The sequence below is a fragment of the Pseudomonas sp. PvP009 genome, from assembly GCF_017832995.1.
In the GTDB taxonomy this organism is placed as follows: Bacteria; Pseudomonadota; Gammaproteobacteria; order Pseudomonadales; family Pseudomonadaceae; genus Aquipseudomonas; species Aquipseudomonas syringae.
On the sequence record NZ_JAFIBG010000001.1, the window covers coordinates 2,150,826 to 2,172,153 of the forward strand.

19 protein-coding genes are annotated in these 21,328 nt (G+C 60.0%); 12 read left to right on the forward strand and 7 right to left on the reverse strand.

Annotated elements, in window-relative coordinates:
• Positions 1-61: 61 nt before the first annotated feature.
• From JOE29_RS09565 to JOE29_RS09580, 4 genes are all read left to right on the forward strand, one after another.
• Positions 62-1,153, forward strand: a complete 1,092-nt coding sequence (locus JOE29_RS09565) for a sugar diacid recognition domain-containing protein (protein WP_003411518.1) — start codon at positions 62-64, stop codon at positions 1,151-1,153.
• A gap of 111 nt (positions 1,154-1,264) precedes the next feature.
• Positions 1,265-2,404, forward strand: coding sequence for a glycerate kinase (locus JOE29_RS09570; protein ID WP_044313390.1), 1,140 nt, complete (start codon positions 1,265-1,267; stop codon positions 2,402-2,404).
• Positions 2,405-2,577: 173 nt separating this feature from the next.
• Entirely contained in the window at positions 2,578-4,203 is a 1,626-nt protein-coding gene (locus JOE29_RS09575) for a methyl-accepting chemotaxis protein (protein ID WP_210079426.1), read from the forward strand.
• Between the two features lie 125 nt (positions 4,204-4,328).
• Entirely contained in the window at positions 4,329-5,573 is a 1,245-nt protein-coding gene (locus tag JOE29_RS09580) for an AGE family epimerase/isomerase (RefSeq protein WP_210079427.1), read from the forward strand.
• 48 nt (positions 5,574-5,621) lie between these two features.
• Here JOE29_RS09580 and JOE29_RS09585 read toward each other — a convergent pair whose 3' ends face one another.
• Positions 5,622-6,710 (reverse strand): AbrB family transcriptional regulator, encoded by a 1,089-nt coding sequence (locus tag JOE29_RS09585; RefSeq protein ID WP_003426246.1) that lies wholly within the window; start codon positions 6,708-6,710, stop codon positions 5,622-5,624.
• Between the two features lie 106 nt (positions 6,711-6,816).
• On the opposite strand from JOE29_RS09585, the gene JOE29_RS09590 reads away from it, so the two are divergent.
• The gene (locus JOE29_RS09590; protein WP_003417523.1) at positions 6,817-7,719 is read left to right on the forward strand and encodes a LysR family transcriptional regulator; all 903 of its coding nucleotides are present in this window, start codon (positions 6,817-6,819) and stop codon (positions 7,717-7,719) included.
• A 10-nt stretch (positions 7,720-7,729) separates the two neighbouring features.
• On the opposite strand, the gene JOE29_RS09595 is transcribed toward JOE29_RS09590, so the two are convergent.
• Positions 7,730-8,248, reverse strand: coding sequence for a nucleoside 2-deoxyribosyltransferase (locus tag JOE29_RS09595; RefSeq protein WP_003396457.1), 519 nt, complete (start codon positions 8,246-8,248; stop codon positions 7,730-7,732).
• A gap of 169 nt (positions 8,249-8,417) precedes the next feature.
• Between JOE29_RS09595 and JOE29_RS09600 the strand changes: the two genes are divergently transcribed.
• Entirely contained in the window at positions 8,418-10,121 is a 1,704-nt protein-coding gene (locus tag JOE29_RS09600; RefSeq protein ID WP_074956308.1) for a VRR-NUC domain-containing protein, read from the forward strand.
• Here JOE29_RS09600 and JOE29_RS09605 read toward each other — a convergent pair.
• Both JOE29_RS09605 and JOE29_RS09610 read right to left on the reverse strand, forming a co-directional pair.
• On the reverse strand, positions 10,097-10,399 hold the full coding sequence (locus JOE29_RS09605) for a hypothetical protein (RefSeq protein ID WP_210079428.1): 303 nt from the start codon (positions 10,397-10,399) through the stop codon (positions 10,097-10,099). The two genes, JOE29_RS09600 and JOE29_RS09605, sit on opposite strands and share 25 nt — an antisense overlap.
• Before the next feature lie 108 nt (positions 10,400-10,507).
• Complete coding sequence (locus tag JOE29_RS09610; RefSeq protein ID WP_003315458.1) at positions 10,508-10,792, reverse strand: hypothetical protein; 285 nt, start codon at positions 10,790-10,792, stop codon at positions 10,508-10,510.
• Positions 10,793-11,311: 519 nt separating this feature from the next.
• Here JOE29_RS09610 and pstS point away from each other — a divergent pair.
• From pstS to pstB, 4 genes are all read left to right on the forward strand, one after another.
• Positions 11,312-12,337, forward strand: a complete 1,026-nt coding sequence (gene pstS / locus JOE29_RS09615; protein WP_003315457.1) for a phosphate ABC transporter substrate-binding protein PstS — start codon at positions 11,312-11,314, stop codon at positions 12,335-12,337.
• Between the two features lie 81 nt (positions 12,338-12,418).
• Positions 12,419-13,414 carry a phosphate ABC transporter permease subunit PstC gene (gene pstC / locus JOE29_RS09620; protein WP_210079429.1) on the forward strand — a complete coding sequence of 332 codons (996 nt, stop codon included), beginning with the start codon at positions 12,419-12,421 and terminating at the stop codon, positions 13,412-13,414.
• Positions 13,411-14,295 (forward strand): phosphate ABC transporter permease PstA, encoded by an 885-nt coding sequence (gene pstA, locus JOE29_RS09625; protein WP_003396464.1) that lies wholly within the window; start codon positions 13,411-13,413, stop codon positions 14,293-14,295. The genes pstC and pstA overlap by 4 nt, the downstream gene beginning before the upstream one ends.
• On the forward strand, positions 14,295-15,074 hold the full coding sequence (gene pstB / locus JOE29_RS09630; RefSeq protein WP_002553918.1) for a phosphate ABC transporter ATP-binding protein PstB: 780 nt from the start codon (positions 14,295-14,297) through the stop codon (positions 15,072-15,074). Before pstA ends, pstB begins: the two co-directional genes overlap by 1 nt.
• Here the strand turns inward: pstB and JOE29_RS09635 are convergent, their stop codons facing one another.
• A complete protein-coding gene (locus JOE29_RS09635; RefSeq protein WP_210079430.1) occupies positions 15,075-16,004 on the reverse strand; it encodes a LysR family transcriptional regulator in 930 nt (309 codons plus the stop codon).
• 239 nt (positions 16,005-16,243) lie between these two features.
• Here JOE29_RS09635 and JOE29_RS09640 point away from each other — a divergent pair, with 239 nt between their 5' ends.
• Entirely contained in the window at positions 16,244-17,242 is a 999-nt protein-coding gene (locus tag JOE29_RS09640) for an alpha/beta hydrolase (RefSeq protein ID WP_210079431.1), read from the forward strand.
• 68 nt (positions 17,243-17,310) lie between these two features.
• Here JOE29_RS09640 and nirD read toward each other — a convergent pair whose 3' ends face one another.
• Positions 17,311-17,697, reverse strand: coding sequence for a nitrite reductase small subunit NirD (gene nirD / locus JOE29_RS09645; RefSeq protein WP_003315451.1), 387 nt, complete (start codon positions 17,695-17,697; stop codon positions 17,311-17,313).
• Positions 17,697-20,258 (reverse strand): nitrite reductase large subunit NirB, encoded by a 2,562-nt coding sequence (nirB, locus tag JOE29_RS09650; RefSeq protein ID WP_210079432.1) that lies wholly within the window; start codon positions 20,256-20,258, stop codon positions 17,697-17,699. Before nirB ends, nirD begins: the two co-directional genes overlap by 1 nt.
• A 529-nt stretch (positions 20,259-20,787) precedes the next feature.
• On the opposite strand from nirB, the gene JOE29_RS09655 reads away from it, so the two are divergent.
• A complete protein-coding gene (locus JOE29_RS09655; RefSeq protein ID WP_010406923.1) occupies positions 20,788-21,282 on the forward strand; it encodes a GNAT family N-acetyltransferase in 495 nt (164 codons plus the stop codon).
• The last annotated feature ends 46 nt before the right edge of the window (positions 21,283-21,328 follow it).

Sequence of the window (21,328 nt, forward strand, 5' to 3'; positions counted from 1 at the left end):
TCAACAAAATGTATCCATATGCCCAACCATTGCAAGCCTCGCCACGCGTCCGGAGTCGTTCATGTTCGCCCTTGATCGAGCGCTGGCTCAGGACATCGTCGACCGGGCCATGGCCATCCTGCCGTACAACGTCAATGTCATGGACTACCTGGGCATCATCATCGGCAGCGGTGATGCCGAGCGATTGTGTACCCGTCATGAAGGCGCGCAGCGAGTGCTGGCCAACCGGCAGGTGGTGGAAATCGATTCCCTGGCGGCGTCGCAACTCGGGGGTGTCAAGCCCGGCGTCAACCTGCCGCTGATGCTCGACCATCAACTGGTGGGCGTGCTCGGCATCACTGGCGAGCCGGACGAGGTGCGGGTGTATGGCGAATTGGTGAAGATGACTGCCGAGATGCTCATGGAACAGCGTCGTCAGCAGGCTGATCTTCAATGGCGGGCGCAGCGCAGCGAAGACCTGCTCGCTCGCCTGCTGTTGCCGGAGTGTCCCGACAGCCTGGTGGATGAAGCGCGCCAGCTGGGTTTGCAGCCGCACATGGCGCGTCAGGTGGTGCTGCTGCAGTTTGGCGAGGAGGGGCTGGCTGCCAGCCAGGCTGCCAAATGGCTTGGCACGCGCTACGCCGACAGCTGGTGCGTGCTGCGCGAGCCCACCTTGCTGTACTGGTGCCGCGCGACGGGCAAGGAGCGTGACGATGCGCTGCTGCTCAAGCAGTTCGATGAACACCACTGGCCAGTGCAGCGTATGGCCACCGTGGCGCAATCGGCAGACCTGCCCACCCTGCGCCAGGCCTGCGCCGCAGCGCGGGATCTGCTCGACTACGCCAGCCAGGCAAGGCCGGCGCAGCGTCTGCTGCGTCTTGAAGCGTATCGGTTGCCGGTGCTGTTCTGGCGCTACCGGCATGACTGGCTGGCGGAACACGTCGCCGAGCCGTTGGAGCGTCTGCACACGCATACTCAACTGCTCGACACCTTGTGCAAATGGTTCGAGTACAGCGGCGAAAGTCAGGCCTGCGCCGAAGCGCTGGGTATCCATCGCAACAGCCTGCGCTACCGGCTGGAGAAGATTGGCGAGTTGACGGGCTGCGATCCCTACAAGACCGACGACCTGCTGCGGCTGTACCTGGGGGCGCAGATGATCACTCGCCAGACCTGAAGCCGGGTTTTGTTCAAACGCCCGAGAATGGCGACGGATCATTGTGCAGTCGACAGGCGGAAAGCACGGTTTTGAATGAGAGCATTCGAGTACCGGATCTGGAGAACAACAATGAAAATAGTCATCGCCCCCGACTCGTTCAAAGACAGCCTCAGCGCCCAGGCAGTTGCCGACGCGATCGCCAGTGGTCTGGCAGAAGTCTGGCCGCATGCCGAGTTGATCAAATGCCCGATGGCAGACGGCGGTGAGGGCACCATCGAGGCGCTGCTGGCTGCCTGCAATGGCGAGCTGATGAGCGCCAGCGTCAGCGGCCCGCTGGGCGCCCCGGTCACTGCCCATTGGGGCTGGCTGGCGGAGAGCGGGACCGCAATCATCGAAATGGCCATGGCCAGTGGCTTGCAACTGCTGACCCTGGCACAACGCGACGCCTGTGTGACCAGCACGGAAGGCACCGGCCAATTGATCTCGGCGGCACTGGATGCGGGGGCCCGTCGGGTGATTCTGGCCATCGGCGGCAGCGCAACCAACGATGGCGGCAGCGGCATGCTTACGGCCTTGGGGGCGCGCTTTCTGGATGCCGATGATCAGCCGCTGGCGCCCGGTGGGCTCGCGCTTGCCGAGCTGGCGCGTATCGATCTGAGCGGTTTTGATCCACGCTTGTCTGACGTGTGCATCGAGATCGCCGCCGACGTCGATAATCCACTCTGCGGACCGAATGGCGCCTCATCTATCTTCGGCCCGCAAAAAGGCGCATCGCCCGAGCAGGTCATGGCGCTGGACGCCGCGCTCGGCTGTTTTGCTGACCAAACGGCTCAGGTCCTCGGCGAGGACTTGCGCAATAGTCCTGGCAGCGGTGCGGCCGGGGGCATGGGCTTTGCCGCCAAGGCCTACCTGAAGGCCTCGTTTCGTGCCGGCGTGGAAGTGGTGGCCGATCTGACTGGGCTGGAACAGGCGTTGATCGGTGCCGATCTGGTCATTACCGGCGAAGGCCGTTTCGACGCGCAAACCCTGCGTGGCAAGACCCCGCTTGGCGTTGCGCGGGTCGCCCAGCGTCGGCAAGTGCCGGTGATTGTGCTGGCGGGAACTCTGAGCGAAGGCTACGAGCAGCTGTACGCGCATGGCATCGGCGCAGCATTTGCTCTGGTCAGCGGACCAATGAGTCTCGAGCAGGCCTGCCGCGATACCCGCCGCCTGTTGCACGAGCGCGCGCGCGATGTGGCGCGGCTCTGGCAGATGGCTTCGGGCGGCTGATGACAGCACTGTGATCAGCGAACACCGGCCCAGCTATTGGCCGTTACTTTAAGCAACCCTGCAAATGATCGCAGGCCGTCCTAAAGAATTGCCTGACCAGGGCGATACGCTGTCGGTTGTCTGACAACTTCGCGTCGGATACTGCCCTCCAAAAAATATAAAGAGCCCTGGTCATGAATTTACGCAAACTCACTATCGCTCGTCGTGCCGGTCTGGGTTTTACCCTCATTTCCCTGTTGGTGGCTTTGCTGGGGTGGTTTGCGCTGGCGCAGATGTCGACCATTCGCCAGAGTGAAGTGGCGGTGGAGACCAACTGGCTGCCCAGCATGCGAGTGGTCAACGATATCCGCGAAATCATGCTGCGCATTCGGACCATTTCCTTGCGCATGGCGCTGGACACCGATCCTGCGAGCATTCCGACCTACCGTGGCCAGCTGGACGTACGCCTGGGCGATCTGGACAAGAAGCTGTCTGTCCTCAAGACCTTTGTCGACACGCCCGAAGAGAAGACGCTGACCGACCAGTTCATGGTGACCATGGGCCAATACCGCAGTGCGCTGGACCGCTCCTTTGTACTGGCCGGCCAGAGCGACAGCGTCGGGCTGAACAAGCTGCTGCTGGTCGACATGAAGCAGATCGTCGACGGCTCCGGCAAGCAACTCGGTGACCTGGCGGACTTTTATGTCACCAAGGTCGATGCGGAAGGCAAGTCGGCCGAGGCCCAGTACGACAAGTCGCGCGACATCGTCATTATCTTCGTGGTGATTGCTGCGCTGTGCACCATCGGCCTGGCGCTCTGGCTGACCCGCAGCATCGTCGGTCCGCTGCAGCGTGCGGTAACCGCTGCCGAGCAGGTTGCCAACGGCGACCTGACCCATACCATCGAAGTCGATGGCGAAGACGAAGTCACCCGACTGTTGCGTGCGCTGGCGATGATGCAGGTCAATCTGCGTGAAGCCATGCGCCACATCGGCAGTTCGGCCACCCAACTGGCATCGGCCGCTACCGAGCTCAACTCGGTCACCGAAGACAGCTACCGCGGCTTGAACCAGCAGAATGCAGAGATCGATCAGGCCGCTACAGCGATCAACGAAATGACCTCGGCAGTAGAAGAAGTTGCGCGTAATGCCGTGTCCACGTCGGACGCCTCCAACCAGTCCAGTACCTCGGCATTGGCGGGCCAGACGCGGGTGATCGAGACGGTGCAGTCGATCCAGACGCTGACCGACAACGTGCAGGCCACCTCGATGCTGGTGCAAAACCTTGCCAATCAGTCGCAGGACATCGGTAAAGTGCTGGACGTGATCCGCTCGATTGCCGAGCAGACCAACCTGTTGGCACTCAACGCCGCCATCGAAGCGGCACGTGCAGGCGAGTCGGGCCGTGGTTTCGCGGTGGTGGCGGACGAAGTCCGGGCGTTGGCGCATCGCACCCAGCAGTCGACCCTGGAAATCGATTCGATGGTCAGTGCCATGCGCAGCGGTTCGGCGCAGGCACTCGAATCGATGAACACCAGCCGCGATCGGGCCGACTCGACGCTGGCGCTGGCCAAGGGCGCGGGCGAGTCCTTGAGCGAAATCACCTCGTCGATCAATCAGATTTCCGAGCGCAATCTGGTGATTGCCAGCGCGGCGGAAGAGCAGGCGCAAGTCTCGCGTGAGGTCGATCGCAATATCGTCAACATTCGCGATCTGTCCATGCAGTCGACTCAGGGTGCCAACCAGATCAGTGCGTCGAGCCACGAATTGTCGCGTCTGGCGGCCGATCTGAGCCAGGTGGTCTCACGCTTCAAGGTGTAAAACCCTACATTGATACAGATTGTGTCCGCTTGCCGACGATCGACCGGACGCGCATTATGCCCTCGGTCGAAATGACCTCCGGTACAGTCTGGGCACAACCTTATCGAAGGGGGCGGCATCGCTTCATGAATAACAATAATCAAACCTTCAGCAGTTGGCTGCGCTCGCCAGCCCATCACCAGTGGCTGGCACTGGAAGGCAATCGTCTGTTGACCTTCGCCAAGGCTTCCAGGCTGGACAACGGCTTCGGCAGTCTTGATGACTACGGTCGGCTGATGGTCGGTGCCACCGCAGGAACCATGAACACGGCGCGCATGACCCACTGTTTTGCCATGGCGCATGCGCAGGGCATTCCCGGCTGTGCTGCGCTGGTCGATCACGGTATCGCCGCACTGCGCGGACCGTTGCACGATGCCGAACACGGCGGCTGGTTCAGTGCCGCGCTCGAAGACGGCGGCAAGACCGAAAAACAGGCTTATCTGCATGCGTTCGTCGCACTGGCGGCCAGTTCTGCCGTGGTGGCGGGGCGGCCTGGCGCGCAGGCATTGCTGTCCGACGCCATCCAGGTGATCCAGACGCATTTCTGGAGCGAGCAGGAAGGCGCCATGCGTGAGTCGTTCGCGCGGGACTGGAGCAATGAGGAATCGTATCGCGGCGCCAACAGCAACATGCACAGCACCGAAGCCTTCCTTGCACTCGCCGATGTGACGGGTGACGCGCAGTGGCTCGACCGGGCGCTGAGCATTGTCGAGCGGGTTATCCATGAGCATGCCGGTGCCAACAACTTTCAGGTCATCGAGCATTTCACCCAGGACTGGCAGCCGCTGCCCGATTACAACCGGGAAAACCCGGCTGACGGTTTCCGGCCCTTCGGCACTACGCCGGGGCATGCCTTCGAGTGGGCGCGGCTGGTGTTGCATCTGGAGGCCGCGCGCCGTCAGGCCGGACGCACCAACCCCGAATGGTTGCTGGACGACGCCCGCCAACTGTTTGCCAATGCCTGCCAGTACGGTTGGGATGTCGATGGAGCACCGGGTATTGTCTACACCCTCGACTGGCAGAACCAGCCGGTGGTCCGTCATCGCCTGCACTGGACTCACTGCGAGGCGGCCGCTGCTGCTGCCGCATTGCTGCAACGTACCGGCGAGCAGCAGTATGAAGACTGGTATCGCTGTTTCTGGGAGTTCAACGAGACCCTGTTCATCGATCACGAACATGGCAGCTGGCGCCATGAGCTGAACGAGCGCAACGAGCCCAGCGCAGACATATGGCCCGGCAAGCCGGACCTTTATCACGCCTATCAGGCCACGTTATTGCCGGTGTTGCCGCTGGCGCCAAGCCTGGCCAGCGCTCTGGCGGGACTGGAATAAACCACTGGGTCAAGCCTGGGCTGTCGCCTCAAGCCTGAAATCTGCAACTCAAAGCGCAGGGATGCGTTTGTCGGTCAGGCGGATGATCTGCCGGGCCAGGAAGCTGCCGGTCAGGATCACGCCGAACAGGCGCAGGGTCTGCATCGCCAACACGAAACCGACGTCGGCATGCGTATCGATGGCAATAATGGCCATGGTGTCCAGGCCGCCCGGGCTGGTCGCCAGGTACACAGAGAGATAATCCTTGCCCAGCATCACGGCAATCAGCCAGGCCGACACGGCGCAGAGCACGATCAACAGCAATGAGGCCAGAATCATCATCGGCAGCCGTCTCCAGACGTACTGGACCGTCGGCCGGTCGAAACGCAGGCCGACGTAGCAGCCTATGGCACCGTAAGCGATGGGCAGCAACCAGGCCGGAACGGTGATCTGCATCACGCCACTCAGTTGCAGCGCGCCGCCCAGCATCAGTGGCACCAGCAGGGCACCTGCCGGGAGGCGCGAGCCGAGGGTCACGCCTGCGGCAATCACTGCCAGGCTCAGCGCAAGGTCGACAAGGTTCAGGCTGGGCAGTACCGCTGCACTGGTGTGCAGGGCCGCAGCGGAATCCGGGGCGCCGATGAAATGGCTGACCAGCGCGCCGATAGTGACCACGCAGACGACGCGCACATATTGCATGGTGGCGACGATGCGCGAATCGGCACCGTAATCCTCGGACATCGCGACCATTGCCGAAGCCGCGCCCGGTGACGTGCCCCAGGCTGCGGTGTTGCTCGGGATACCGGCAAAGCGCACCAGCACCAGCCCAACCGCCGCGCTAAGCACCACCGTGAGAATGGTCGCCAGAAGCATGACATGCCATGAATGAAGGGCGGTGAGCAGCACGCTGACTGACATGGCATGCGCGATCAGCACGCCAACCGTGCCCTGACCGAGTTGAAAGGCCCGCTTGGGCATGCGGATGCTGGCACCTGATACGCCAAAGCCGATGGCGACCAGCATGGGCCCGAGAAACATCGCAGCAGGCATATCGAACAGTTTGAGCAGTTGCCCGGCAATGCCGGCCATCAGGATCAGACCCGCCCATTGAGCCAGCGGGGAAAGGGAGGTAAGCGAAAAGCGTGAAGCGTTTGACAAGGACGTTCTCCTTGATTGGGGTAAATCACATACACACAGTATCGACTTCGCAACCCATCAAGTCTATTTTCTAATAATCATGAATTGATAACTTTGGTTGATAGATATGGACTTGCGCGATCTCACCTATTTCGAAACCATTGCAGAGTTGGGGCACCTCGGACGCGCTGCGGAGAAGCTCAATCGCAGTCAGCCAGCGCTGACCAAAAGCATTCAGCGCCTCGAGGAATCATTCGGCACGCGACTGTTTCAACGTGACGGCCGACGCATCAAGCTGACCCCCGTAGGCGAGCTGCTCCAGGCGCGTGGCAAGGAATTGCAGCAAAGCATCGCCCAGACCCAGCGCGAGATCCGGGATTTCGCCAGTGGCATGGTGGGTAACATTCGTGTCGGCTGCGCCGCGACCATGGCGGAATATTTGATGCCGAAACTGACTTCGGCCTTGTTGCAGCGTACCCCGGACGTCACCTTGAAGCTGGTGATAGGCCAGGATGACCTGCTGCGTGAATCGTTGCGCTCGGGGCAGCTGGATATGATCATCTGCGCGCTGGCGCCCGACAGTGAAGACGTCACCAGCTTTGCCATACTGCAGGACGAAGCTGTGGTGGTGGCCAGCAAGAATCATCCGATTTTCAAGCCGGCATTGAAAATGAGTGACCTGTGCGCGTATCGCTGGGTACTGCCGCCGGTGAGTGTTTCATCGCGCAAATGGCTGGACGCGACCTTCGCCGCTCACGGCCTGCCACTGCCCACGGTGCAGATCGAAGCGAACTCGATCTCGCTGCTGCCGGGGCTGATTGCCCGCAGCAACCTGTTGAGCTTCATTGCCCGTGAGTCGCTGGAGTTCGGCAAGACCATGCAGCACCTGCGTGAAGTGCCGCTGGAGCAAACCACCCTCAAACGCACCATCGGCGTGACACTGCGCAAGGGCGGTTACCTGTCACCTGCGGCAGAAGGTATGTTGCAGATGCTGCGCGATAATGGCGGAGACTTTCTGGGTTGGGGCTGACAGCCTGCGCTCAGCCGCTTGCCGGCAGGGCCTGAAAGCCGCTCAGGTACTTTGCCAGCGCCTCTGCGCCCAGCTCCACGGTTGAGCTGGTACCCGCCCAACTGCAGGCGAGCATCAGGTTGCGCGGCAAGTCGAAGTCCTCAACCATAAAACCATTGGCGTCGAGACCGTTTTCATCGTGGGGAACCAGCTCGCGCAGCGACGCCACTGGTTCAAAGTACGCCCACACCGGTTTGTTCAGTGCGACCGCCATCCCGACTTCGAATGCGGTGCCTGAATCCGGCTCCAGACCACGGAACACGTTGAGGTTGACCAGCATGGCAGTGCAGCGGTGGATCATCGCGACATTCATCGAGTAAATCTGCTGCGCGGTCTCATGTGCTGTCCGTCCGTGTGTGACCTCATTGTCGAACGGGTACAAACCCTCAAGCCCGTGTGCCGCGCACAATGCCTTGAGATAGCGTCCATGTTCCACGGCGTCGGTCCTGAACACGTCGAAGCCTGCGAGATAAACCAGTGGCGCGTGCATATTCGTCTCTCGGCTGCAGATATTATCGCGCCGATTCTAAGGCGGACCGTCTGCTCGCGATACATGCCATTGATCGGCTGGAACACGAACAGCAGGCGTTTACGCTGGAATCTGTACGGATAACCAGTATCCTTGTTCAGTCTGCTCATTTGTCATGTGAACGCTGGCCTTGAATACTTCGCCCGTCGACAACCCGTTTTATTACCTGGAAAACTTCCGTCAGGTCCTTGGCTGGATTGCCCGGCGCTATGATGACCTGCTCGATGCGAGCGAGCGCCGCTTCATCAGCGAGTTTGCCGAGCTGCCGGTGCCCTCCCAGGGTTTGCTGGTGCGCATGGTGATGCGCAAAGGCGTGTTGTTTCGGGCCAGCAAACTCGGTTATGTCGAGATTGGCGACCCTCATGACGCGGTATTGCCGCTGCTGGCGCGGGAGTGGGTCGACAGCGCTCCGCCGCTGGGCCTGAGCGAGCTGTTCCAGCTGCTGCGTCGGGATGAGTTGAGCCGGTGCTTCAAAGACCATGCGGTCAAGGGCCCTGAGCGCAAACAGGAATGGCTCGAGCGCCTGCAGCCGATGTACCCGTCGCCGCAGTCCCTCGAACAATGGCACCCGACCTTGCCCGACGCCGTATTCGGCCTGAAGATCATGCCGCTGTGCGATCGCCTGCGCTTGCTGTACTTCGGCAATCTCTACCAGGAATGGTCAGAATTCGTGCTGGCTGACCTGGGTATCTACCGCTACGAGAAAGTCGAGTTTTCGCTGGAGTCGCGCGGCATCAATCAGCGTGCCGACATCGATGTGTGCCTGCAATTGCATGCCTGTCGGGAAGCGCTGGAAACCTGCCTGGAACTGCGTGTGCTGGCCGAGCGTGTCATTGCCATCGAGTGCGGTAACCCGTGGTTGCTCATGCGGCGCGGCAAACTGCTGTTTCGTATCGGGCAACAGGCCGAACGCGTGCAGGACTGGCCTCTGGCGATTGCGGTGTATTGTCAGTCGGGTTACCCCGGCGCGCGCTCAAGGCATATCCGCGTACTGGAGCGCAACGCCGAGTACGCAGCGGCGCTGTCGCTGGCGGAACAGGCCCGTCTTGCGCCGGAAAGTGATGCGGAGGTCCAGCACCTGTCACGCGTCTTGCCACGCCTGCAACGCAAGCTCGGCCTGACGGCAGCGCGCAAGCGCACGGTGCGCGCCATTGCGCGGCTGGACGTACAGGTCACGCCGGTGTCAGGGATGAGTGTCGAGCGTCTGATACGCCTGCACCTTGAAGAAGAGCAGGGTGGGGAGGTGCATTACGTCGAAAATGCGCTGATCAATTCACTCTTTGGACTGCTGTGTTGGCGGGCAATCTTCGCGCCCTTACCGGGTGCGTTTTTCCACCCGTTTCACAGCGCGCCGAGTGATCTCTACAGCCCTGACTTCTATCAGCGCAGGGCGGCGCTGTTCGATGCCTGTCTGCTGCAACTTGAATCGGGTGAATACCTGGCGACCATTCGTGAGCATTTTGAAAGCAAATACGGCCTGCAATCACCCTTTGTATTCTGGGGTGCACTGACGCCGGAGCTTCTTGAACAGGCGCTTTACTGTTTGCCGGCAGAACACTTGCTTCGCTGGTTTCGTCGGCTGTTGCAGGACATAAAAGCCAACCGTACAGGGATGCCCGACCTGATCCAGTTTTTTCCGGAACAGCGTCGTTATCGAATGATTGAGGTCAAAGGGCCGGGTGACCGCCTCCAGGACAACCAACTGCGCTGGCTGGACTTCTGTGCCGAGCATGGCATGCCGGTGGAGGTGTGTTACGTGCAATGGGCGACTGACAACAGTGTCTGTGTCAGTAGCGACCGGTCAGACCTTCAAGGGGCCTTGTGCCCATCCTGACTGCCCTTGTGGTCTGCATCGTGGGGCTGTTTCGAGTCGTGAGGCTTGTCATCCGCACTGCCGTTCTTTCCGGGCAAGGGGTCAATACCTTTGGTGCCGGGGCTTGTGCCTGGTGCGCCGGGGCTGGTTCCATCGACGTTCTTTTCCGCTTCGGTGCCCGGTACTTTTGGGCTGTCGCTGCCCGGGTTGGTCGGGCCGGTCGAACCTGCAAATGCACTGGTGCCCGACAGGGCCAAAAATGCCGCGAGGCTTATCGCCCCCAATCTATTCCTGATCATTATGCAAACTCCGTGACTACCTGATTGAAACAGTACTTGATTGAAACGGTGACGCGAGAAGGGTAGACCCGCGGGCAGGGCATGGTCCTGCCCGCGTAAGACGCCTGATTATTGAGTCTTGGTCTTTTCAGTGACGGTGCTCTTGTCGTGCGTGCCGTGTGTAGCCTTGTCGTGCTTCATCGAACGCTCGGCTGCCGCTTCTTTGCTTTCAGTCTGCACGCCTGGAGTCTCGGACGAGGTGCGGTCCATCGGCTGGGTATTGGTGCCCGGCAGCTTGGTCGCATTCTTGTTGATCGGGGTTTCAGGGGTGGTGGTCGACTCGGCGAAGGCGGCACCTGAAGCTACAGCCATCAGGCCAGCAAGAGTCAGGGCAGTCAGTTTGGTCTTGATCATGGTGGTTACTCCGTTATTTTAAAGTACTCACATTGGTCATTGGCCAGTGGCCATAGGTGCCGTCGAACCCGACGAACGGTAGATATGTTCGATACATGACGGCTTACGTCGTTGCGTTCCACCGTGAGAGCGATCGCGCGCTCTTTTCGGTCCTTCATGCACCCCCTCAACACCGTCGAAAGCGAGTTTTTAAGTTGATTTAGCTATAACGTGACCGCTTGGTCATTTACAACGATTCTTAAAATCACACTTTCTTACATTTTTATAACGCAGCTGGCATTCCGCTATCTGATGAGTGGTGGCAGAACGCTATTTGGCTTGGCGCCACGCAAATAGCCCGTAAACATTGGCTTTCAAAAGGTTTGTCACCACCAGCGACGTAAGAAATTACTTACAAAAACGTTCCGCGCCCGACACGATTCGTTGGATTGTCATTAAACAGCAACATTTGAGGTTTTAAATCCGCCTCGGGCCTCCTTAAGTGGACCACCACACAATCTCCTGGACTGAGGTATTACCGTGATTCTGCTGACTAAAAAACGCTTGTCGCTTCTGATCGCATCGCTGTGCCTTAGCGGTGTGGCTCACGCGACTGATGTAACAGGCGCTGGTTCGAGTTTCGTCTACCCGGTTATTTCGGCGTGGTCCCAGGACTACAGCAAGAGCAAGGATAACCGTATCAACTATCAGTCCATCGGTTCGGGTGGTGGTATTGCCCAGATCAAGGCTGCGACCGTTGACTTCGGCGCATCCGACGCCCCGATGTCCGCAGAAGATCTGCAGGCTGGCGGTCTGGGTCAGTTCCCGAGCGTGATCGGCGGTATCGTGCCGATCGTCAACGTCGAAGGCGTCGAAAGTGGCGCACTGAAGCTGGACGGCCCAACCATCGCCAAGATCTTCATGGGCGACATCAAGAAGTGGAACGACCCTGCAATCGTTGCCCTGAACCCTGATTTGAAAGATCACCTGAAAGATGTGGCGATCACCGTCGTTCACCGTTCGGACGGTTCGGGCACCACGTACAACTTCACCAACTACCTGAGCAAAGTCAGCCCGGAGTGGAACGAGAAGCTGAAGTTCGGTTCGACCGTGCAGTGGCCAGCAGGCGTGGGCGGCAAGGGTAACGAAGGTGTTTCGGCCTACGTGAAGCAGATCAAGGGTTCGATCGGCTACGTCGAGTACTCCTACGCGACCACCAACAAGCTGTCCTACACTCAGCTGAAAAACGCTGCCGGCAAATTCATCAAGCCTGATGCCAAGGCATTTGCCGCCGCCGCTGACACTGCCGACTGGGCAAGCGCCAAAGACTTCAACCTGATCATGACCAACGCGCCGGGTGAGGCTGCATGGCCGATCACCGCGACCACCTGGATCATCATGTACAAGAAAGCCAAGAACGAAGAGAAAAGCACGGCTGCTTTCGACTTCTTCAAATGGTCCCTGGAAAACGGCCAGAAGCAGGCCGAGAAACTGGAATATGTAGCACTGCCAAAATCGCTGGTTGATCGCGTGGAAAGCTACTGGAAAACGGAATTCACCAAGTAAGTGATTCAACCCGTACCACCCCTGTCATCAGCCGCGATATCGGCTCGGTGACAGGGGCTTTTCCTTGCGAGTGGCCTCAACATGACTGAAAACACCCAATACCTGTCCGCTAACGTCTCCGCTGGTGAGTCCGAGGGCGAGAAGCGCGCCAAACTGGATCATCGTCATGACCTGTGGTTCAAGCGTTCATTGCAGGCTGCAGCGATGCTGGTGCTTGCTTTGCTGGGTTGTATTGCCTTGTCGACCCTGTGGGGCGGCAGTCTGGCATTCCAGACTTTCGGGTTTAGCTTTCTGACCAGCACCGAGTGGGACGTGAACGCCGGCAAGTTCGGCGCCCTTGTTCCAATCTACGGCACCCTGGTTACCTCTTTTCTGGCTTTGCTGATCGCCGTACCGGTGAGTTTCGGCATTGCAATCTTTCTTACCGAAGTAGCGCCGCCTTGGTTGCGCATGCCGATCGCCTCGGCCATCGAGCTGTTGGCCGGTATCCCTTCGATCATCTACGGCATGTGGGGGCTGTTTGTCTTCGGCCCGTTCATGGCTGAACACCTGTCGCCGTGGATCACCGAAAACCTTGGCGCACTGCCGCTGATCGGTCCAATGTTCCAGGGGCCACCGTTGGGTATCGGCATGCTGACCGCCGGTATCGTGCTGGCGATCATGATCACGCCGTTCATTACCTCGGTGATGCAGGAAGTCTTCCGCACCGTGCCCGTGGCCCTTAAAGAATCGGCCTATGCACTGGGCGGTACAACCTGGGAAGTGGTCTGGGACATCGTACTGCCTTACACCCGTTCGGCCGTTGTCGGCGGTGTGTTCCTCGGTCTGGGACGCGCGCTCGGCGAAACCATGGCGGTAACCTTCGTACTGGGCAACGCGCATCAGTTCTCGGCTTCGCTAATGATGCCGAGCAGTTCGATCGCTTCGGTGATCGCCAACGAGTTCAACGAGGCCTATACCGACTTGCACCGTTCCGCACTGATCGCCCTCGGCTTCCTGTTGTTCGTCGTCACCTTCATCGTGCTGGCCCTTGCACGCCTGATGCTGTCGCGCCTTTCGCGTAAGGAGGGGTTATGAGTAAGGATGTGACCGGCAGCGAGCACCTGTATCGGGTTCGCAGTTTCAAGAACAAGATTGCAATGGTACTCAGCTGTGGTGCCACTGCCTTCGGCCTGCTGTGGCTGGTGTGGATTCTGCTGACCACCATCATCAAGGGCATCGACGCGCTCAACCTGCAACTGTTTACCGGCATGACTCCGCCGCCTGGTACCGAGGGTGGCCTGGCCAACGCGTTCTACGGCAGCGTGCTGATGTCCGGCATCGGCCTGCTGATCGGTACGCCGATCGGCCTGATGGCCGGCATCTGGCTGGCCGAATTTGCCCGCTACACCAAACTGGGCAACACGGTTCGCTTCATCAACGACATCCTGCTGTCGGCACCTTCCATTGTGCTCGGTCTGTTCGTCTACACCGTCGTGGTACTGCCACTCAACGCGGTGACAGGCCATCAGGTGGGCTTTTCGGCGATTGCCGGTGCGCTGGCCCTGGCATTGCTGGTGATCCCGGTGGTGGTGCGTACCACTGACGAAATGATGCAACTGCAACCCTCGACCATGCGTGAAGCTGCGCTGGCGCTGGGTGTACCGCAATGGAAGCTGACCCTGCAAATCGTCCTTCGCGCGGCCAAGGCTGGTGTGGTAACCGGCGTATTGCTCGCATTGGCACGCATCACCGGCGAAACCGCGCCGCTGCTGTTCACCGCTTTCGGCAACCAGTTCTGGAGCAGCGATCTGCTCAAACCCATCGCCAGCGTTCCGGTGGTGGTTTTCCAGTACGCCATGAGCCCGTTCGATGACTGGCACTCCCTGGCATGGGCCGGTGCGCTGGTCATGACGTTGTTCGTACTGATACTGAGTCTGCTGTCTCGCTTAATTCTTCTGCGCAATAGGGCGTCCTGATGAACAACCTTTCCCTGGCCAACGAAAAAACCAAGATCCAAGTACGCGGTCTGGAGTTTTTCTACAACAACCAGAAGTCGTTGAAGTCCATCGACATGACTATCCCCGAGAAGCGCATCACTGCGATCATCGGCCCGTCGGGTTGCGGTAAATCGACCCTGCTGCGCGTCTTCAACCGCATCTACGCGATGTACCCGAAGCAGGAAGCGCGCGGTGAAGTGCTGCTCAATGGCGAGAACATCCTGGCGCCAGGCTATTCGATGAACCGCCTGCGCAGTCATGTGGGCATGGTGTTCCAGAAGCCGGTGCCGTTCCCGATGTCGATTTACGACAACATTTCCTACGCCATCAAGCACCACGAAAAACTGTCGCGTCGGGAAATGGAAGATCGCGTCGAGCAGGCCCTGCGTGGCGCGGCCTTGTGGGACGAGGTCAAGGACAAGCTCAAGCAGAGCGCAACCGGTCTGTCCGGTGGTCAGCAGCAGCGTCTGTGCATCGCCCGTACCATCGCGCTGCGTCCCCAGGTATTGCTGCTCGACGAGCCGACCTCGGCACTTGACCCGATTTCCACAGGACGTATCGAACAGCTGATCACCGAGCTTAAAGAGCAGTTCACCGTGATCATCGTGACTCACAACATGCAGCAAGCGGCGCGTTGCTCCGACTACACGGCCTTCATGTTCATGGGTGAGCTGATCGAGCACGGCGACACCGATACCATCTTCACCAAGCCCTCCAAGACCCAGACCGAAGATTACATCACCGGTCGTTTCGGCTGATCATCCGGCCAGGGCGGGCGCTTCCTGGCCCTCGCCCATGAACTCCTCGATCCTGCTGCGCAGCCAACGCTCGGCAGGGTCGCTGTCCATCACACTCAGCCACGTCATTGACAGGTCCAGCCCCGGCGTGGGGAAGGGCAGTGGCTCGTCATACAGCAAACCCAAGGCGCTCATGGCCTTTGCCGCGTAGTCGGATAGCCCCGAAATCATGTCGGTGCCGGCCATCAAGGCGGGCAGGGTGGCGAACTGCGGCACCGACAACACCACCTGCCGCTTGCGCCCCAGCGCGGTCAGCCACTCATCGGAGAAACTATTGACGCTCGCAACGTGCGACACCACCACGTGCGGGCGTGAGCAGTATTCGTCCAGGCTCATGGGGCTGGCAGGCTTGTCGGCGCGCACCAGCCTCGGCTGCACGTTACGCAGGGTCTTGCGCTTGGCGTTGGCCGGTAGTTCACGGGTCAGGCAGACGCCAACGGTGATATCGCCGGACATCAGCACTTCGGAGATATTCAGGTAGTCGACATGCTTGACCACGATCACCACGCCGGGCGCTTCCAGGCGGATGGCCTTGAGCATCGCCGGCAGCAGGCCGAATTCGACGTCATCGGTCAGGCCGATGCGAAAGGTCATTTTGCTGACTGATGGATCGAAGTCGGTGGTCAGGCTGAGCGCCGTGGACATGGCGTCCAGCGCGGGCGTCAGGTGCTTGAGAATCTCGTGGGCGCGTGCAGTGGGTTCCATGCGGTGGCCGACGCGGATGAACAGCGGGTCGTTGAGCAGACTGCGCAGGCGATTCAAGGCAGCGCTTATCGTGGGCTGGCCGAGAAACAGTTTTTCGGCTGCACGGGTGACGTTACGCTCCTGCATCAATGTTTCGAATACCACCATCAGGTTGATGTCGGCCTTGCGCAGTTCATTTCGATTCATTGCTGTTCCTTGGCATCAGACCCGGATGGCCACAACGGCCGATAACGGGTGGCTAAGTCTAGGCAGTCCGCACAGAAGGCGTCCAGCATTTTGCCCCAACATGATGAAACGTCTGCTTACGCTTCTTCAGGCAGGAAAAGGGCGAATCTGTAGGGGGAAACAGGGTCTACTGGCGGGCCTGCGGTTTAACGTAAAAACCGCCGTAGATTCCCGATCCCTAGCTACAGGAGGTGCCCCTTATGCGGGCTGCAAAGATTGCCGGCATGTTGATGTCGTTGACGCTGTCAGGCGTAGCACTGGCTGAGACGCCCGGTTATGGCCAGCAACTGGAAGGTTTCACGTACCCCCATGCGCTGCACAAATTCAGTTTCCAGTCCCAGGGCCAGACGCTGGAAATGGGTTACATGGACGTCGCGCCCAGCGGCAAGGCGAATGGCCGCACCGCAGTGCTGCTGCATGGCAAGAATTTTTGCGCTGCGACCTGGGAAGACACCATCAAGGGACTGAGTGCCGCGGGCTATCGCGTTGTCGCACCGGATCAGATCGGTTTCTGCACCTCAACCAAGCCGGAGCACTATCAGTACAGCTTCCAGCAGTTGTCGATGAATACCCATGCGCTGCTGGAAAAGCTGGGTATCGACAAGGCCTCTGTGATCGGTCACTCCACGGGCGGCATGCTCGCTACGCGTTACGTGTTGATGTACCCGAAACAGACCGAGAAGCTGGTGATGGTCAACCCTATCGGCCTCGAGGACTGGAAAGCACTCGGCGTGCCGTACCGCAGCGTCGATCAGTGGTATGAACGAGAGCTGAAGACCACCGCCGAAGGCATTCGCGCCTACGAGCAGAAGACCTACTACGATGGTCGCTGGAAGCCTGAGTATGACAAGTGGGTCGACATGCTGGCCGGTCTGAACAAAGGGCCGGGGCACAAGATCGTGGCCTGGAACTCGGCGTTGATCTACGACATGATTTTCACCCAGCCGGTGTTCTACGAGTTTCCCAAATTGCAGGTGCCGACGGTGCTGATGATTGGCGATGCCGATACCACTGCCATCGGCAGCGACATCGCGCCGCCTGAGGTCAAGGCGAAGATCGGCAATTACAAGGTATTGGGCAAGCAGGTGGCGCATATGATCCCGGGCGCCAGGCTGGTGGAGTTCAAGGGCAAGGGCCATGCCCCGCAGATGGAAGACCCGCAGGGCTTCAACAAGGCGTTGGTCTCCGAGCTTCAATAAGCTGCAAGAAATGCCCCGCAGCAACCTGGTTCGACAGCGACCAGGTTGTCTGCGATCGGCATTGTCGATTAAACGGCAATCTCTACCTGATCACCCTTGAGCCTTACCGGCCAGACGTCGAGCCGCTGTTCCGGGTATTCGATGCAACTGCCGTCGTGCAGACGAAAGTGCTGCTTGTACAGCGGCGAAGCGATGACCAGCTCGCCCGCGATCTGCCCGATCAGACCACGCCCGATCACGTTCGCCCCGGATTTGGGATCGCGGTTGTCGATAGCAAAGAGCTGCTCGCCCTGTGCGGTTTCGGGCAGGTAGAACAGCGCGACCTGCGCGCCGTCCAGCCATGCCACGACGCCTGAATTGGCGACCAGATCCGCGCGCCCACACAGCGTCTGCCAGTGCGGCTGCGCTGCCGTGGGCGCATTGTCGCCGGCAAGTATTGTCTGAGACGCGTTCATCAAACCACCTCCTTGAACAACGGAATAAGGGCCAGCTCTTCGGGTTTTGCCGGACGGCGCTGGGCGCGTTCCTTGACGAACTGCACGTCGGGGTCAGCACGCCCGTCGTTGACGAAAGTGCGGAAACGCTTGAGCTTTTCCGGGTCCTTGAGGGCGTTGGCCCATTCGCATTCGTAGCGGTCGACCACCAGTTGCATCTGCGACTCCAGCTCTGCGGCCAGGCCCAGGCTGTCGTCGATGATGACCGCCTTAAGATACTCGAGGCCGCCTTCCAGCGTTTCACGCCAGACCGAGGTACGTTGCAGCTTGTCGGCGGTGCGGATGTAGAGCATCAGAAAGCGGTCGATGTAACGAATCAGGGTTTCGTCATCCAGGTCGGTGGCGAACAACTCGGCGTGACGCGGACGCATGCCGCCGTTACCGCACAGGTACAGGTTCCAGCCGTTCTCGGTGGCAATTACGCCGACGTCCTTGCTCTGCGCTTCGGCGCATTCGCGGGTGCAGCCGGACACGGCGAACTTGAGTTTGTGCGGCGAGCGCAGGCCCTTGTAACGGTCCTCAATGCGCAGCGCCATGGCGACGCTGTCCTGCACGCCGTAGCGACACCAGGTGCTGCCAACACAGGATTTAACCGTACGGGTCGACTTGCCGTAGGCATGGCCGGTCTCGAAGCCTGCCTCGATCAGCTCGCTCCAGATATCCGGCAACTCGTGCAGCTGCGCGCCGAACAGGTCGATGCGCTGGCCGCCGGTGATCTTGGTGTACAAGTCGTATTTTTTCGCCACCGCGCCAATCGCAATCAGGCCGTCCGGGGTAATTTCACCACCCGGAATACGTGGCACCACCGAGTAGGTGCCGTTTTTCTGCATGTTGGCCATGAAGGTGTCGTTGGTGTCCTGCAGTCGCACCAGCGAAGGCTCGGTGATGGGGCGGTTCCAGCACGACGCCAGGATCGAGCCGACTGCGGGCTTGCAGATGTCGCAGCCATGCGCGCCTTTGCCATGGCGAGTCAGCAGTTCGTCAAAGGTCTCGATGCCTTCGACGCGCACCATCGAGTACAACTCCTGGCGGGTATAAGCGAAGTGTTCGCAGAGGCTTTTGTCGACCGCCACACCGCGGGCCATCAGTTCATGCTCGAAAACCTGTTTGAGCAGTGCGGTGCAACCGCCGCAACCGGTGGCCGCCTTGGTGCAGGACTTGATTGCGGCCAGATCGGTGCAGCCATTGTCGATGGCCGAGCACACGGCGCCTTTGCTGACGTTATGGCAGGAGCAGATGGTCGCTGTGGCGGGCAGGGCATCGGCGCCCAGCGTCGGTGCGCCTTCGTCACGCGGCAGAATCAGGCTCGATGGATCGGCGGGCAGCGGGATGCCGTTCTGCGCATATTGCAGCAGCGTGTCGTAGTAGCTGTTATCGCCGACCAGCACCGCGCCGAGCACCTGTTTGCCATCGGCCGACACCACCAGGCGACGGTAGCTGGCGGTGGCTTCGTCAATGAAGCGATAACTGACCGCCCCGGCCAGCGCGCCGTGTGCATCACCGATGGAGCCGACGTCCACGCCCAGCAGTTTGAGCTTGGTGGACATGTCGGCGCCGAAGAAAGCGTCAGTATCCTGTTCGCACAACTGCGCTGCCACGCCACGGGCCATTTGATAACCGGGCGCAACCAGGCCGAACACACTGCCGTTCCAGGCTGCGCATTCGCCGATGGCATAAATATCGGCGTCGCTGGTGCGGCAATGCTTGTCGATTGCGATGCCGCCGCGTGGGCCGAGCGCCAGTTCACACTGACGGGCCAGGGCGTCTTGCGGACGAATACCTGCGGAGAACACGATCAGGTCGGTTTCGAGAAACTCGTCATTGGCAAAGTTCATGCGATAGCGGTACTGCTTGCCGTCGCTGATCGACTGCGTGGCGCGGGACAAATGCACGCCAACGCCCAGCGCTTCGATACGCGCTTTCAACGCAGCGCCACCGAGCTCATCCAATTGCACCGGCATGAGACGCGGCGCGAACTCGACGACATGGGCTTCCAGCCCCAGCGATTTAAGCGCATTGGCCGCTTCCAGCCCCAGCAGTCCGCCGCCGACCACGACGCCACGGCGGGCTTTCGACGCGGCATAGCGAATGCTGTCCAGGTCCTCCAGTGTGCGATAGACCAGTCGGGAATTGCCCCGCGCGCCTTCGATAGGCGGTACGAACGGGTAGGAGCCGGTGGCCAGAATCAGCTTGTCGTAACCGAAGCAGCCTTCAGCGGTGATGATTTCGTGACGATCACGATCGATCTCCAGCACCGGTACGCCGAGGTGCAGCGTCAGGCCGGGTTGTTCGTAAACGGACATCTCGCTCATGGCCAGTGATTCGGCGTCGCGGCCAGTGAAGTATTCGGACAGATGCACGCGGTCGTAGGCACGCTGTGTTTCCTCGCCAAAGACGTGGATGCGATAACGCTCGAGTGCGCCGCCTGCGATCAACTGCTCGACGCAATGATGCCCGACCATGCCATTACCGACGACGATCAGGGTTTTTACATCGTTGGGGGGGAAGACTGTGGTGTTCATAGCGAGTCCCGGCCGAGGCCAATCAGGTTTTTCAAAGCAAAAAAAAAGCGCCCGGAACCGTTCGGTTCCAGGCGCCTTTGCCTGTTGTCTTATTGGGTATTCGGGGGTGTCATCGAGCCACGTTGCCGGAAGCACCCGAGTAGCCCTCTGGTCTTTGCGAGACTGGCGATCCACGTCGATCAACCGGGGCGGCCCGACCACATCATGGTGGGGTTGTTGAGGATTATGCAGAGGTTGTGCCAGCTTGCGCCGGCAGCGCTTCAAGCCCGAATGGGCAATGCCCGCACGGCCGCGCAGCGTTTACAGCCGCATCTGGCGCAGGATTTTTCCTGCCTTGCATTGGTGCGCATCAAGGGGGCTGCGCTGTAAAGCTGTGCGCTGAGCGCTCCGTGTGGGAATGCCTGTCGTGACGCTCTGCGTCGCAATTCTGCGCCGCACCGCTTGTTCTATAGTTAAGCCGTGCGTCCAGAAGCCCAAGGCTGGCGTAACATGTGTATCACCCTGCAATTCTCCCAATAAGTCCGTGCTCATGAACATCACTATCACTGAAGTGCACCCCTCCGAGATTCCGCACACCGTCGATTTCGTCATGCGCGCGCGTGCCGCGATCTTTCCCTTGCTCGACACCGTCACCGTTCCGCCCGATCTGGCCGGTTTCGAGCAGGTGTATCTGAACGGTGAGGACGGCAAGTTCCTGATCGCCCGCTGTGAAGGGCAGATCATCGCGGCTGTGGGCTACCTGCCTTACGATCATCGTTTCCCGCAGTTCGATTACCGCGGGCGCAGAACTGTCGAGATCGTACGTCTGTTCGTCACGCCGGAGTTTCGCGGCGACGGGCTGGCCAGCCGCTTATGTCAGGCGCTCTGGGCTCATGCCGAGGCAGGCGGCATAGAGGTTTTGTACCTGCATACCCATCCGTTTCTGCCAGGCGCGATTCGTTTCTGGGAGAAACAGGGCTTTGCCGTAACCGATGTAGAAAGCGATCCGGTGTGGAACACCACCCACATGGAGCGCGTTCTTTAAGAGGGCTTTATCAGAGACGTAAGGGGTTGGCAGGATGCCAACCCCT

Bases quoted from the DNA above. Each gene is read 5' to 3' on its own strand.
- JOE29_RS09610 (WP_003315458.1), bottom strand. From the start codon at position 10,792: ATGATCAAGACCAAACTGACTGCCCTGACTCTTGCTGGCCTGATGGCT.
- JOE29_RS09640 (WP_210079431.1), top strand. From the start codon at position 16,244: ATGCGGGCTGCAAAGATTGCCGGCATGTTGATGTCGTTGACGCTGTCA.
- nirB (WP_210079432.1), bottom strand. From the start codon at position 20,258: ATGAACACCACAGTCTTCCCCCCCAACGATGTAAAAACCCTGATCGTC.
- pstC (WP_210079429.1), top strand. From the start codon at position 12,419: ATGACTGAAAACACCCAATACCTGTCCGCTAACGTCTCCGCTGGTGAG.
- pstB (WP_002553918.1), top strand. From the start codon at position 14,295: ATGAACAACCTTTCCCTGGCCAACGAAAAAACCAAGATCCAAGTACGC.
- JOE29_RS09655 (WP_010406923.1), top strand. From the start codon at position 20,788: ATGAACATCACTATCACTGAAGTGCACCCCTCCGAGATTCCGCACACC.
- pstA (WP_003396464.1), top strand. From the start codon at position 13,411: ATGAGTAAGGATGTGACCGGCAGCGAGCACCTGTATCGGGTTCGCAGT.
- JOE29_RS09565 (WP_003411518.1), top strand. From the start codon at position 62: ATGTTCGCCCTTGATCGAGCGCTGGCTCAGGACATCGTCGACCGGGCC.
- JOE29_RS09595 (WP_003396457.1), bottom strand. From the start codon at position 8,248: ATGCACGCGCCACTGGTTTATCTCGCAGGCTTCGACGTGTTCAGGACC.
- JOE29_RS09635 (WP_210079430.1), bottom strand. From the start codon at position 16,004: ATGAATCGAAATGAACTGCGCAAGGCCGACATCAACCTGATGGTGGTA.
- JOE29_RS09605 (WP_210079428.1), bottom strand. From the start codon at position 10,399: ATGATCAGGAATAGATTGGGGGCGATAAGCCTCGCGGCATTTTTGGCC.
- nirD (WP_003315451.1), bottom strand. From the start codon at position 17,697: ATGAACGCGTCTCAGACAATACTTGCCGGCGACAATGCGCCCACGGCA.
- JOE29_RS09580 (WP_210079427.1), top strand. From the start codon at position 4,329: ATGAATAACAATAATCAAACCTTCAGCAGTTGGCTGCGCTCGCCAGCC.
- JOE29_RS09575 (WP_210079426.1), top strand. From the start codon at position 2,578: ATGAATTTACGCAAACTCACTATCGCTCGTCGTGCCGGTCTGGGTTTT.
- JOE29_RS09570 (WP_044313390.1), top strand. From the start codon at position 1,265: ATGAAAATAGTCATCGCCCCCGACTCGTTCAAAGACAGCCTCAGCGCC.
- JOE29_RS09590 (WP_003417523.1), top strand. From the start codon at position 6,817: ATGGACTTGCGCGATCTCACCTATTTCGAAACCATTGCAGAGTTGGGG.